The organism is Micromonospora fiedleri (genome assembly GCF_016774385.1).
Taxonomy (GTDB): Bacteria; Actinomycetota; Actinomycetes; order Mycobacteriales; family Micromonosporaceae; genus Micromonospora; species Micromonospora gifhornensis.
The window spans coordinates 194,576-207,090 of sequence record NZ_JAETXL010000003.1; the positions used below are offsets into that span (position 1 = coordinate 194,576).

General features: G+C 70.6%; 13 protein-coding genes and 1 riboswitch. Of the genes, 10 read left to right on the forward strand and 3 right to left on the reverse strand.

Features of this window, described 5'->3' with window-relative positions; genetic code table 11:
- Positions 1 to 43 precede the first annotated feature (43 nt).
- The 8 genes from ftsR (at position 44) to gcvP (ending at position 8,927) form a co-directional block, all read left to right on the forward strand.
- Complete coding sequence (ftsR, locus tag JMF97_RS08630) at positions 44 to 739, forward strand: transcriptional regulator FtsR (RefSeq protein WP_199180050.1); 696 nt, start codon at positions 44 to 46, stop codon at positions 737 to 739.
- Positions 740 to 914: 175 nt separating this feature from the next.
- The gene (locus tag JMF97_RS08635; protein WP_013733914.1) at positions 915 to 1,379 is read left to right on the forward strand and encodes a bifunctional nuclease family protein; all 465 of its coding nucleotides are present in this window, start codon (positions 915 to 917) and stop codon (positions 1,377 to 1,379) included.
- 208 nt (positions 1,380 to 1,587) lie between these two features.
- Positions 1,588 to 2,175, forward strand: a complete 588-nt coding sequence (locus JMF97_RS08640; RefSeq protein WP_013733913.1) for a MerR family transcriptional regulator — start codon at positions 1,588 to 1,590, stop codon at positions 2,173 to 2,175.
- A gap of 447 nt (positions 2,176 to 2,622) precedes the next feature.
- The gene (locus JMF97_RS08645) at positions 2,623 to 3,021 is read left to right on the forward strand and encodes a group I truncated hemoglobin (RefSeq protein ID WP_203221068.1); all 399 of its coding nucleotides are present in this window, start codon (positions 2,623 to 2,625) and stop codon (positions 3,019 to 3,021) included.
- 2 nt (positions 3,022 to 3,023) lie between these two features.
- Entirely contained in the window at positions 3,024 to 4,196 is a 1,173-nt protein-coding gene (locus tag JMF97_RS08650) for a globin domain-containing protein (RefSeq protein ID WP_203221069.1), read from the forward strand.
- Complete coding sequence (locus JMF97_RS08655; protein WP_307816828.1) at positions 4,193 to 4,879, forward strand: DivIVA domain-containing protein; 687 nt, start codon at positions 4,193 to 4,195, stop codon at positions 4,877 to 4,879. The genes JMF97_RS08650 and JMF97_RS08655 overlap by 4 nt, the downstream gene beginning before the upstream one ends.
- A 79-nt stretch (positions 4,880 to 4,958) precedes the next feature.
- The gene (locus tag JMF97_RS08660; RefSeq protein ID WP_203221449.1) at positions 4,959 to 5,843 is read left to right on the forward strand and encodes an NAD-dependent protein deacetylase; all 885 of its coding nucleotides are present in this window, start codon (positions 4,959 to 4,961) and stop codon (positions 5,841 to 5,843) included.
- A gap of 84 nt (positions 5,844 to 5,927) precedes the next feature.
- Positions 5,928 to 6,026: riboswitch (glycine riboswitch) on the forward strand.
- Positions 6,027 to 6,104: 78 nt separating this feature from the next.
- Positions 6,105 to 8,927 (forward strand): aminomethyl-transferring glycine dehydrogenase, encoded by a 2,823-nt coding sequence (gene gcvP / locus JMF97_RS08665; protein WP_203221070.1) that lies wholly within the window; start codon positions 6,105 to 6,107, stop codon positions 8,925 to 8,927.
- Positions 8,928 to 9,052: 125 nt separating this feature from the next.
- On the opposite strand, the gene JMF97_RS08670 is transcribed toward gcvP, so the two are convergent.
- Positions 9,053 to 9,253 carry a DUF5999 family protein gene (locus JMF97_RS08670; protein ID WP_013733907.1) on the reverse strand — a complete coding sequence of 67 codons (201 nt, stop codon included), beginning with the start codon at positions 9,251 to 9,253 and terminating at the stop codon, positions 9,053 to 9,055.
- A gap of 123 nt (positions 9,254 to 9,376) precedes the next feature.
- Between JMF97_RS08670 and JMF97_RS08675 the strand changes: the two genes are divergently transcribed.
- A complete protein-coding gene (locus JMF97_RS08675) occupies positions 9,377 to 10,561 on the forward strand; it encodes a chorismate-binding protein (protein WP_203221071.1) in 1,185 nt (394 codons plus the stop codon).
- Positions 10,562 to 10,611: 50 nt separating this feature from the next.
- A complete protein-coding gene (def, locus tag JMF97_RS08680; protein ID WP_203221072.1) occupies positions 10,612 to 11,115 on the forward strand; it encodes a peptide deformylase in 504 nt (167 codons plus the stop codon).
- On the opposite strand, the gene JMF97_RS08685 is transcribed toward def, so the two are convergent.
- Together JMF97_RS08685 and JMF97_RS31760 are read right to left on the reverse strand one after the other, a co-directional pair.
- A complete protein-coding gene (locus tag JMF97_RS08685) occupies positions 11,101 to 11,667 on the reverse strand; it encodes a GNAT family N-acetyltransferase (protein WP_203221073.1) in 567 nt (188 codons plus the stop codon). The two genes, def and JMF97_RS08685, sit on opposite strands and share 15 nt — an antisense overlap.
- A 48-nt stretch (positions 11,668 to 11,715) precedes the next feature.
- Positions 11,716 to 12,492 carry a GNAT family N-acetyltransferase gene (locus tag JMF97_RS31760; protein WP_203221074.1) on the reverse strand — a complete coding sequence of 259 codons (777 nt, stop codon included), beginning with the start codon at positions 12,490 to 12,492 and terminating at the stop codon, positions 11,716 to 11,718.
- Positions 12,493 to 12,515 lie beyond the last annotated feature (23 nt).

The following is a 12,515-nucleotide window of genomic DNA, read 5'->3' on the forward strand; positions in this document are numbered from 1 at the left end:
TGCGGCCTCGACGCCGTCCGGGGCGGGTCGCGCCCAGCCGTTGATGAGTATCGGCGAGGTGCTGGCCCAGCTGCGGGTGGATTTTCCCGACGTGACCATTTCGAAGTTGCGGTTCCTGGAGGCCGAGGGCCTGGTGGAGCCGCAGCGGACGGCGGCGGGTTACCGGAAGTACGGCTGGGACGATGTTGCGCGGTTGCGGTTCGTGTTGACCGCGCAGCGGGATCAGTATCTGCCGTTGCGGGTGATCCGTGAGCAGTTGGCGGGGTGGGAAGCCACGGGTGAGGTGCCGGAGCGGTCCCGGCCGGCGTTGGTGGCGGTGGGTCCCGATGGTGAGGTGCCGGGTCGGGGTGCTGGTCCGGAGTCGGCTCAGGTGCGGTTGGGTCGCTCGGAGTTGGTGTCGCGTAGCGGGATCGACGAGTCGACGTTGGGGGAGTTGGAGCGGCTGGGGCTGGTGGTGTCGGATCCGCCGGGTTGGTACGACGGCGATGCGTTGATCATCGCGAAGGCGGTGGCGGGGCTTTCGGCGTACGGGTTCCAGCCGCGGCATCTGCGGGGTTATCGGACGGCGGCGGACCGGGAGGTCGGTTTGTTCGCGCAGTTGGTGGCGCCGTTGGTGCGGCAGAGTGATCCGGCGGCGCGGGCTCGGGCGGCGGAGACGGCGCGGGAGCTGGTGGGGTTGTCGCAGCAGTTGCATGCGGCGCTGGTGCGGGTGGGGTTGCGCTCGACGTTGGGGCGCTGAGGCGGCTGTGTGTGGCCGGATCTGCCCGGCGGTGCGTGGCGTAGGCTTGCGGGGGTAACCCCTCTTCTGGCGCGGTTGTTGGTGCGGGAAGCGCATGGGACGGCCGTGTCGCGGTCCGTGTACCGTGCAGAGAAGGGCGCGGTGCGGCGTAGGTGACAACGACACGGAGGCGGCGGTGCGCGAGCTGAGCGTGGTCGGGGTTCGGGTGGAGTTGCCCAGTAACCAGCCGATCGTCCTGCTCAGGGAGGTCGAGGGGGACCGCTATCTGCCGATCTGGATCGGCGCGGTGGAGGCGACGGCGATCGCTTACGAGCAGCAGGGTGTCAAGCCGGCCCGGCCGTTGACTCACGATCTTCTGCGGGATGTGTTGGCGGCGTTGAAGGCGCCGTTGCGGGCGGTGGAGATCACTGAGCTGAAGGAGAACGTGTTCTTCGCTGATCTGTTGATCGGTGACGGGGTGCGGGTTTCGGCGCGGCCCAGTGATTCGATCGCTCTGGCGTTGCGGGTCGGTGCGCCGATTCGTTGTGCCGAGCAGGTCCTCAGTGAGGCGGGGATCGTGATCCCTGACGAGCAGGAGGACGAGGTGGAGAAGTTCCGGGAGTTCCTGGAGCAGGTGCGTCCGGAGGATTTCGCCGGCTGAGCTGGTGGGCCCGGGTCGCGGGCTGGTTGCTGCTCATCCCCACATCGCCGGTTACTGTCGGTGATGGTGATGCTCGTCGCTGTCGATGCGCGGCGTGTCGCGATGGTTTCTCCGTGGTAACGCGGGACGGTCGCTATAGGGTTGCCCGTGTCGAGGGGTGCGCGTCTCAGAGACGGCGTGTCACCGCACTGACGGGGAGGTTGTCCGGATGCACGAGCCGCGAGATTCCGATCCGGTCACCGGGCTGGACGAGTCGGGTGGGACACCCGGGTCGGCGACTGACGGTGACGGTGCGGTGGGGTACCGGGGTGTGACGGCGTGCCACGCGGTGGGCATCAGTTACCGGCAGTTGGACTACTGGGCGCGTACGGCGTTGGTGGTGCCGAGTGTGCGGGATGCGTCGGGTTCGGGGACGCAGCGGTTGTACTCGTTCCGCGACCTGGTGGTGTTGAAGGTCGTGAAGCGGTTGTTGGACGCCGGGGTGTCGTTGCAGAACATCCGTAAGGCGATCGAGGCGTTGCGGTCGCGTGGGGTGGCGGATCTGGCGGGCATCACGTTGATCTCCGACGGGACGACGGTGTACGAGTGTCGGTCTCCGGAGGAGGTGGTCGACCTGCTGCAGGGCGGCCAGGGGGTGTTCGGCATCGCGATCGGTGGTGCGTTCAAGGAGATCCAGGGGTCGTTGTCGCATCTGCCGGCGGAGCCGGCGGGGGTGGTGGCGGAGCCGGACGAGCCGCAGGAGCCGGCGGTGGGTGACGAGTTGGCGGCGCGTCGGGCGCGGCGTCGGGCGGGCTGACTGCTCGGTCGGTCGGCGGGGTCACGACTGACATGCTGTGGTGTCACCCGTGAGTGTGCCGGGTGAGGATTGTTTCCATTCTTTGAATTCTTCGCGATCACTTTGAGTGGTCCTCCGGTCGCCGGTGTCGGTCCGGTGTGGTGGGTCGCGGGTCGTCGGATCGGTTGTCGGCGCTGGCCAGTGCCGGTGGTCCGGGTGTGAACTTGTTCGAGGATGACCGCTTTGCGTGTTCGTCCGATGACCGACGGTTCTTGTCCATCACGGTGCGTGACTGTGTGCTGTCGGTCAGCTGACAGGTCGACCCTGACGTGGACGGCGCGGCACGCTATCGTCCGTCACGGTCTGCACGGCGTCGCTGCCGTAGCGTCGCGGCACTGTCGACGTCGGCGGATCGTCGTCGGCGCGCGTCGACGCGCCCCACCCCCTGTTGGACGGAAGGAACGACCTGTGACGGTTACCGAGGAGCCCACGCCGGTTTCGCATTTCGAGCGCATCGGTGGGGCCGGTTCGGTCAAGGCCGCTGTCGAGCTGTTCTACGACCGGGTGCTCGCCGACCCGGAGTTGGCCGGCTACTTCACCGCGGTGGACATGGCCGGGCAGCGTCGGCACATGGCGCAGATGTTGACCGTCGTGCTGGGCGGCCCGAACGAGTACCGGGGTCGTGATCTGGCCACCGCGCATCAGCCGTTGCAGATTCCGGTGGCGCACTACCAGCAGGTGGGCGGGCACCTGACGGCGGTGTTGACGCAGCTGAACGTGCCGGGTGACGTGATCACCGATGTGCAGGCGGTGTTGGCGCAGGCGCAGGACCAGGTGGTGGCCGGCGGGCGTCAGGCGGACGCCTGAGCGTGGACGTCTCCCGACTCAAGCGCAGCTGGTCGCTGGTCGCCGCGCACGGTGACCAGGTGCCGCTGTACTTCTATTCGACGCTGTTTCTGACCCATCCGCAGACCCGGCAGATGTTCCCGACGAACATGGCGGGTCAGCGGGATCGGCTGGTCGCCGCGCTCGGTCACATCGTGTCGCAGGTGGATCAGGTCGACCGGCTGGCCGGTTACCTGCAGGAGTTGGGTGCCGACCACCGCAAGTTCGCGGTGCGGGCGGAGCACTATCCGGCGGTCGGTCAGGCGTTGCTGACGACGTTGCGGCATTTCCTCGCCGAGGCGTGGACCGACGAGCTGGCGCAGGACTGGTCGGCGGCGTACGGGCTGGTGGCGAAGGTGATGACGGAGGCGGCGCAGGCCGCCGAGGCGGTGCAGCCACCGTGGTGGGTGGCGGAGCTGGTCGGTCATGAGCGGCGGGGTTTCGACGTGGCGGTGCTGACGGTACGACCGCAGTACCTGTTGCCGTTCACGCCGGGCCAGTCGATCGGGTTGTCGCATCCGGCGTTGCGGTCGTGGCGGTACTACTCGCCGGCGAACGCTCCCCGCGCGGACGGCACGCTGGAGTTGCATGTGCGGGCCGTGCCGGGTGGTGCGGTGTCGTCGCGGCTGGTGTACGGGTGCGCGGTGGGTGACCAGGTGCACCTGGCGGCGCCGGTGGGGGACGGGTTGACGTTGTCCTCGGCCGGGTCGGCGAATCTGCTGCTGTTGGCCGCCGGTACCGGTTGGGCGCCGTTGAAGGCGTTGGTGGAGCAGGTGGCGGCCGAGGAGTCGCCGCGCCGCGTCGACCTGTACGTCGGGTTCCGGTCCCACGGGGAGTGTTACGACGCCGAGGGGCTCGACAAGCTGGCGGCGTCGTATCCGTGGTTGACAGTGACGCAGGTGGCCGGGTTGGACCTGCAGCGGCCGGGTGAGTTCGTGTATCCGGTGGACCGGGCGTTGGCCGACGGTGACTGGCGGTCCCGGCACGTGTACGTGTGTGGTTCCGATGACATGGTGGCGCGGACGGTGGCGGCGTTGACCCGCGCGGGTTATCACTCCGGGCAGCTGCACCACGAGGATCCGGGTCAGCGGTGGTACGGCCCGGCGTGGCGGTCGGCGGTGTCGAGCGTCCCTGATGATCGCGGAGGTGCCCGGTGAGTGAGTCTGGCAGTCGGGTCGGGGTGCCGGTCGGCCGGTACGACGGCACCGATGTCGTCGGTGGGGTGCCGGTGCGGATGACCGCGGACCGGGTCCGGCGGTGGGAGTTCGGTTCGTCGTCGTTCGCGCGGCGCGGCTACGACCAGGCCGACGTGGACCGGTTCCGGATGCAGGTGGCCGACGAGTTGGATCTGTTGGTTACCCAGGTGGCGAACCTGCGCGCCGAGAACGAGCGGTTGGGTGACCATGTCGAGTTGCACCGGCACGGGGTGATTCCGAGCGCGGAGCCGACGGCGTCGTTGCCGGCGACCAAGGAGGTGAATCTGCTGTCGGCGGCGCAGCGGGAGGCCGAGCAGATCATCGCGCAGGCGCACGACTATGCGCGGCGGGTCGCCGAGTACGCCCGTACCCAGTACGAGAGTTACGTGCGGGCGGCGGTGGAGCAGGCCCGTCAGGAGGCGGAGCGGGCGGTGCAGGATTACCGGGCGTCGGCCGGGGCGTCGTTCGACGACGGGGTGGCGGCGCGGGAGGCGCTGCGGATCTACGGCGAGATGATGATCTCGCACATGCGGGCGGCGGCGCGGCACCTCGACGACGGCAGTGCCCAGTTGGCGCGCACGATGGAGCGCATCGGCGCGCCGGCGGTGCCGGCGGGTGCGGCGCCGCGTCACCAGCAGCCCTGACCGTCACGGCCGCCGGCTCGTCGGCGGGGACCGGCTGGCCGGTGCGGCGGCTGGTCGTGGGCGTGGCGGCTGGGGCAGCATGGGTCGGGTGGAGGATGTGATCGAGCCGGTGGCGGGGCTGGTGGCCGGTGGTGAGGTGGTGGTGCTCAGCGGCGCCGGCCTGTCCACCGAGTCGGGCATTCCGGACTATCGGGGGGCGAGTGGGGTGGCCCGCCGGCACACCCCGATGACGTATCAGATGTTCGTGGGTGACGCGCAGGCCCGCCGCCGCTACTGGGCCCGTAGTCACCTGGGGTGGCGGTTGATGGCGCAGGCGGCGCCGAACGACGGTCACCGGGCGGTGGCCCGGCTGGAGCACGGCGGTCTGGTGACCGGGGTGCTCACCCAGAATGTCGACGGGCTGCACACCGCGGCGGGCAGCCGTGACGTGGTGGAGTTGCACGGGCGACTCGACCAGGTGATCTGCCTGGGCTGTGGGGAGCGGACGCCACGGCAGGAGTTGGACGGGCGGCTGCGCCGGCGCAACCCGGACTTCACCGCCCGGGCCGCCGCGATCAACCCGGACGGTGACGTGGAACTCGACGACACCGAGGTGGCCGGGTTCCGTACGGTCGACTGCCGCAGCTGTGGCGGGATGCTCAAGCCCGACGTGGTGTTCTTCGGTGAGACGGTGCCCGCCGGGCGGGTGCGGGACTGCTTCGCGATGGTGGCCGCCGCCCGGTTGCTGCTGGTGCTCGGGTCGTCGTTGACGGTGTTGTCGGGGCGCCGGTTCGTCACCGCGGCGGCCCGGCACGGGGTGCCGGTGGTGATCGTCAACCAGGGGGCGACGCGGGGCGACGCCCATGCCCTGCTGCGGGTCGACGCGCCGTTGGGGCAGGTGTTGCCGGCCCTGGCGCAGCGGCTGCTGGGCGCCGGTGCTCAGCCGACGGCGGTCGACGCGGTGGCGCCGGCCGCCGGCTGCTGAGCGTCCCGCCGCCTGCTGGGGCGCGGGTCGGCCGGGGGTTCGGTGTGGGCCGGTGGGGGCGCTGGTAGCGTTGATCGTGCCGGTAGCACCCACGTGGGAGAGACCGTCCTGGCGTAGCCGGGTCGGCGCCGAAGGGGCAAATCCTCCCCGGAACCTCTCAGGCAAAAGGACCGCGTGGCGTCAGGCACTGTGGAGCGCCCGTGGGTGTGACAGAGGGGGAGGGCCGACCTGTCGACCCCCACCTTCGCGGGAGCGCCACCCATGACCGCAGAGCTGTTCGCCGACCGTCACATCGGTCCCGGCCCGGACGACGAGCGCCGGATGTTGGAAACCGTCGGGTACGCCTCGATCGACGAGTTGATGGACGCGGCGATCCCCGAGGTGATCCGCTGGCACGGCCGGTTGGATCTGCCGGAGCCGGCCAGCGAGCACGAGGCCCTGGCCGAATTGCGGGCCCTGGCCGCCGAGAACACCGTCGCCGTGTCGATGATCGGGTTGGGTTATCACGGTACGCACACCCCGGCGGTGATCCGCCGTAACGTGCTGGAGAACCCGGCCTGGTACACCGCGTACACGCCGTACCAGCCGGAGATCAGTCAGGGCCGGTTGGAGGCGTTGCTGAACTTCCAGACCATGGTGTCGGATCTGACCGGCCTGGCGACCGCCAACGCGTCGATGCTCGACGAGGGCACCGCGGCGGCGGAGGCGATGACCCTGGCCCGGCGGGCGTCGAAGAGCAGCAGCCCGGTGTACGTGGTCGACGCCGACACCCTGCCGCAGACCCTCGCGGTGATCACCGGCCGGGCGCAGCCGCTCGGCATCGAGGTGCGGATCGTCGACGTGGACCGCGACGAGTTGCCGGCGGAGTTCTTCGGCTTGCACCTGCAGTATCCGGGCGCCTCCGGAACCGTACGTGATCATGCGCGGCTGGTGGAGGCCGCGCACGCCGTCGGGGGGTTGGTGACCGTCGCGGCGGACCTGCTGGCGTTGACGCTGCTGCGCCCGCCGGGGGAGATCGGTGTCGACATCGCCGCGGGCACCACCCAACGTTTCGGGGTGCCGATGGGCTTCGGTGGCCCGCACGCCGGCTATCTGGTGGTCCGGCGGGGTCTGGAGCGGATGCTGCCGGGCCGGCTGGTCGGGGTGTCCCGGGACACGGCCGGGCAGGCGGCGTACCGGTTGGCGTTGCAGACCCGGGAGCAGCACATCCGGCGGGAGAAGGCGACAAGCAACATCTGCACCGCGCAGGTGCTGCTGGCGGTGATGGCCAGCATGTACGCCGTCTACCACGGCCCGGACGGGTTGCGGCGCATCGCGACGCGTACCCGCCAGATGGCGGCCCGGTTGGCGGCCGGCCTGCGTGCCGGTGGTGTCGAGGTGGCCGATGTGCCGTTCTTCGACACGGTCACCGCGACCGTGCCGGGGCGGGCGGCGGAGGTGGTGGCCGCGGCGGCGGCCCGCAACGTCAACCTGCGGCTGGTCGACGCCGACCGGGTGGGGATCTCCTGCGACGAGACCACCACGGGCGCGCACCTGGCGGCGGTGTGGGCGGCGTTCGGCGTCGACGGCATCGACGGTGACACCGACGCGGCCCTGCCGGGCGCGTTGGCCCGTACGTCGGACTTCCTGACTCACCCGGTGTTCCGCAGCCACCACTCGGAGACGGCGATGCTGCGGTACCTGCGTCGACTCGCCGACCTGGACTACGCCCTGGACCGGGGCATGATCCCGTTGGGTTCGTGCACCATGAAACTCAACGCGACCACCGAGATGGAGCCGATCAGCTGGGCGGAGTTCGCGCACCTGCATCCGTTCGCGCCGGCCGACCAGACCACCGGCTACCGCACGATGATCGGCCAGTTGGAGGGGTGGCTGGCGGAGGTGACCGGCTACGACGCGGTCAGTGTGCAGCCCAACGCCGGCTCGCAGGGGGAGTTGGCGGGTCTGCTGGCGATCCGCGCCTACCACCGTTCCCGCGGTGAGGGGCACCGCACCGTGTGTCTGATCCCGTCGTCGGCGCACGGCACCAACGCCGCCAGCGCGGTGATGGCCGGCATGCGGGTGGTGGTGGTCGGCTGTGACGCCGACGGCAACGTCGACCTGGTCGACCTGGACGCGAAGATCGAGGCGCACGCCGACGCCCTGGCGGCGATCATGGTGACGTATCCGTCGACGCACGGGGTGTATGAGACGGGCATCGCGCAGTTGTGCGCGAAGGTCCACGACGCCGGCGGTCAGGTGTACGTCGACGGGGCGAACCTCAACGCGCTTGTCGGCTTCGCCAAGCCGGGCCGCTTCGGGGCGGACGTGTCGCACCTGAACCTGCATAAGACGTTCTGCATTCCGCACGGCGGCGGTGGGCCGGGGGTCGGTCCGGTGGCGGTACGCGCGCACCTGGCGCCGTTCCTGCCCGGTGACCCGGTCGGCGAGCCGGTGGATGGTCGGCCGGCGATCTCGGCGGCCCGGTACGGGTCGGCGGGCATCCTGCCGATCCCGTGGGTGTACCTGCGGATGATGGGCGCGCACGGGCTGGCCCGGGCCACCGGGGTGGCGGTGCTGGCGGCCAACTACGTGGCGGCGCGGCTGCGCGGGCACTTCCCGGTGCTGTACGCCGGCAACAAGGGGCTGGTGGCCCACGAGTGCATCCTGGATCTGCGGCCGTTGACGAAGGCGACCGGGGTCAGTGTCGACGACGTGGCCAAGCGGCTCATCGACTACGGGTTCCACGCGCCGACCATGTCGTTCCCGGTGGCCGGGACGTTGATGGTGGAGCCGACGGAGAGCGAGGATCTGGCCGAGCTGGACCGGTTCTGCGACGCGATGATCGCCATCCGGGCGGAGATCGACGCAGTGGCGACGGGGCAGTGGCCGGCCGATGACAATCCGCTGGTCAACGCGCCGCACACCGCGGCGATGGTCGCCGGCGACCAGTGGCCGCACGCGTACCCGCGGTCGGTGGGCGGCTATCCGGCCGGGGTGGACCGGGTGGCGAAGTACTGGCCGCCGGTGCGGCGGGTCGACGGCGGCTACGGCGATCGGAATCTGGTGTGTTCGTGCCCGTCACCGCAGGCGTACGAGGACTGAGCGGCAGGGTGTGCGCCGGGGCGCGCGGTGCCGCCCCGGTGGTACGCCGACCTGCGGTGACCAGCGCCGCGGCGGGGGGCTAGCCTGAGGCGGCGCGGGAAAGGTCGTGACGGATCGTGGTCGGGTCAGGCGGCGAGGGCGTGGCGGGCGGGTCCGCGGTGGGGTGCGATGCTGCTGCCGTCGGGGAGCAGTTCGCCGGTGTCCTCGAAAACGATGACGCCGTTGCAGAGCAGGCTCCAGCCCTGTTCAGGAAAACAGGCGATGGCCTTGGCGGCTTCCCGGTCGGTGGCGTCGGCGGAGGGGCAGGTGGGTTGGTGCTGGCACATCGGGTTCTCCGGACTGTGGGGGCACTGTGTCATGGTTCACATGACCAGTGACGCACAGTACCAAGCGGAAGCGCGCGGCATCGAGCAGATGTCCGCGCGGCGCGTGGGAAATCCACTGAACGGATGAGCATCCATCGCCCAGACGTCATGGAAGCGCTCCCACGAATGGTGGTCGCGCCACCCGCCGCCCCCACCGCCTGCCGCGGCCGCCTCGTCGAACGCGCCCGCTGGCAGTGGCGACCCACCGACGGCGGCGACCCTGCCGGCCAGATCCAGGACTTCCTCACCGCTCACGGCCTGCACCTGCACGACCTCGCCCGGCCCGCACCCACCCACCACCCCGACCAGCTCTGCGGCGCCGCCCTCTACGTCTCCGCCGCCGCCGGCGCCCTGATGGTCGGCGGCGACCCCGGCCCACCCAGCCCCGCCGACCTGCCCGACGTCGCCGTCGTCGTCTACGGCCACACCGACACCCCACCACCTCCACCACCGTCGACCACCAGCTGGCACCGGGGACCCTGGACGGAAAGCTGGAGCCCGCAGCAGCACGCCGCCGCCGTCGACGCCGTCCGCCACGCCATCAGCCGCGGCCAGGTCTACCAGGTCAACCTCGTCGGCCACGCCGCCGCCCCGTACACCGGCGACCCGCTGCCCGCCCTGGCCCGCCTCGGCCGCCTCCCCGGCGCCCGCTACGGCGGCGTCCTGTCCGGCCCCGACTGGGCCATCGGCTGCGCCAGCCCGGAAACCCTCATCGAGGTCCGCGACGGCACCCTCACCACCCGCCCCATCAAAGGCACCCGCCCCGCCACCGCCGCCGGCCGCGCCGACCTGCTCGCCTCCCGCAAGGAACGCGCCGAACACATCATGATCGTCGACCTGGAACGCAACGACCTGGCCCGCATCGCCGCCACCGGCAGCGTCCGCGTCGACGACCTGTTCGCCGTACGCCGATGGTGTGACCTGTGGCAGGCCGAATCCACCATCCGCGCCCAGATCGCCGACGGCCTCGGCCTGGCCGACCTGCTCCGCGCCGTCTGCCCCGGCGGCTCCGTCACCGGCGCCCCGAAACTCGCCGCTCTGCACCACATCGCCGCTTTGGAGCCCGTCGGCCGAGGCGCCAGCATGGGCGGCCTCGGCTGGGTCGCCCCCGGCCACATCGACCTCGGCCTGACCATCCGCACCGCCGCCGTCGACCACCACAGGGTGCACGTATGGGCCGGCGGCGGCATCACCTGGGACAGCGACCCCGACGCCGAAGTCGCCGAAGCAGCAGCCAAAACCCGCCCCGTACGCGCCGCCCTGCGATGATCCGCAACCAGACACACCTGGCACACCGACCACCGACTAGCCTTTCCGACATGACCATGCGGGACATCCGAATCATCGGCGACCCGGTGCTACGCACCCCCAGCGAACCGATCACCAGCTTCGACGCCGAACTACGCGCCCTGGTCACCGACCTGATGGACACCCTGCTCGGCAAACCCGGCCGCGCCGGCGTCGCCGCCCCCCAGATCGGCGTCAACGCCCAGGTCTTCGTCTACGACGCCGACGGCCACCGCGGCCACATGATCAATCCCACCCTCGACCTGTCCGACGAACTCCAGGACGACGACGAAGGCTGCCTGTCCATCCCCGGCCTCTACTACCCGACCCCCCGCGCCCTGCACGCCACCGCCCACGGCTTCGACCAACACGGCGAACCCCTCACCATCGCCGGCAGCGGCTTCCTCGCCCGCGCCCTGCAACACGAAACCGACCACCTGCACGGCCGCCTCTACGTCGACACCCTGCGCGGCGACGTCCGTCGCCGCGCACTACGAGAGATCCGCGCCGGACGCTTCGACTCACCCCGCCGCTGACGCCACCCACTGCTCCCGGGTGATCTCGTACTCCACCTCACCCTGCTCGGCACCCGGCAACGGATCCGACCACGACTGGTGGAACGTACGCACATGGCGCATCCCCACCGCCGCCATCGTCGCCCGCGACGCCACATTCACCGCCATCGTCTCGGCGAAGATCCGCCGCAACCCCAGATCCACGAAACCGTGCCGGATCAACTCCCGGGCCCCCTCACTGGCCAACCCCCACCGCCACCACCGGCGCACCAACCGGTAACCCAACTCCGCCTGCCCCACCACCGGCCCCTGATCGGCACGCTGCGGCGGCTCCAACAGCCACCAACCGACGAACTCACCCTCGACAAGACCCGCCCAGAACCCCAACCCCGGCGCCTGCCCGGCCACCGCCAACCGCCGCCGATGCAGCCCCCGCACCTCCTCGGCCGACCGCACCGGCCCCAGAAACCGCATCACCTGCGCATCCGCATCCAACGCGATCTCACCGGCCAGATGCTCATCCGCCAACGGCACCAACACCAGCCGCGCGGTACGCAACGTCGCCTGAGTCATCCGCGCATTCTGCCCACCGGCCACCACCGAAGCCACCGGAAAACCCCTTCAGCAGCCCACCGCGGCCAGCTCGAACTCCCCGTACTCGGCCGAGCGGCGAAAACCCAACCGCTCGTACAACCGCACCGCCACACCGTTGTCGGCCTTCACGTTCAACGTCACCTGCGCCACCTCGGCCCGGAGCAACCCACACAACCGGGCCACCACCGCCGAGGCCAACCCACGACCACGCCACGCCGGATGAGTGGTCACATTGCCCAACGCCGCCACCCCGAACGCGGGGGAGTACACATGCACCCCCGCCACCGCCACCAACACACCACCGGCCCACACACCCACATACCGGCCCGTGTCCACCATCCGGGCATCGAACCAGTTACCCGGATACGCCACCGCGTACAACTCCCGCAACGCCGGCACATGCTCACGACCCAGCACCTCCCCGGCCGCCACCACCGCCGCCAACCGGTCCGGCCGCGTCAACGCCATCTTCAGATGCGCCCCCGCCGCCACCACCCGAAACGCCCCCGCCAACCCCACCTCCACACCGGGGGACAGGTGCGCCCACAACCGCGCCGGCAACACCGGCGCCAACTCACCCACCACCGCCGCCAACTCCGCGACCCCCTCCGGCCGCGTCAACGCCAGCAACGTCGGCGGCCGCATCCCGTGATACAGCAACGCCACCGACTCACCCCGCCGATACCACGACGTGTACGGCCAGAAGAAGTCGTCCAGATCGCCCAACTCGTAGGCGTGCAGTTGAGGATCCCGACCCAACAGCCCCGCCAGCACCGACCGATCATGTTCCGCGCGCACCGGCATCAACCGATGATCACACGACAGCG

Bases quoted from the DNA above. Each gene is read 5' to 3' on its own strand.
- ftsR (WP_199180050.1), top strand. From the start codon at position 44: ATGAGTATCGGCGAGGTGCTGGCCCAGCTGCGGGTGGATTTTCCCGAC.
- JMF97_RS08640 (WP_013733913.1), top strand. From the start codon at position 1,588: ATGCACGAGCCGCGAGATTCCGATCCGGTCACCGGGCTGGACGAGTCG.
- JMF97_RS08660 (WP_203221449.1), top strand. From the start codon at position 4,959: ATGGGTCGGGTGGAGGATGTGATCGAGCCGGTGGCGGGGCTGGTGGCC.
- gcvP (WP_203221070.1), top strand. From the start codon at position 6,105: ATGACCGCAGAGCTGTTCGCCGACCGTCACATCGGTCCCGGCCCGGAC.
- JMF97_RS08670 (WP_013733907.1), bottom strand. From the start codon at position 9,253: ATGTGCCAGCACCAACCCACCTGCCCCTCCGCCGACGCCACCGACCGG.
- JMF97_RS08675 (WP_203221071.1), top strand. From the start codon at position 9,377: ATGAGCATCCATCGCCCAGACGTCATGGAAGCGCTCCCACGAATGGTG.
- def (WP_203221072.1), top strand. From the start codon at position 10,612: ATGACCATGCGGGACATCCGAATCATCGGCGACCCGGTGCTACGCACC.
- JMF97_RS08685 (WP_203221073.1), bottom strand. From the start codon at position 11,667: ATGACTCAGGCGACGTTGCGTACCGCGCGGCTGGTGTTGGTGCCGTTG.
- JMF97_RS31760 (WP_203221074.1), bottom strand. From the start codon at position 12,492: ATGCCGGTGCGCGCGGAACATGATCGGTCGGTGCTGGCGGGGCTGTTG.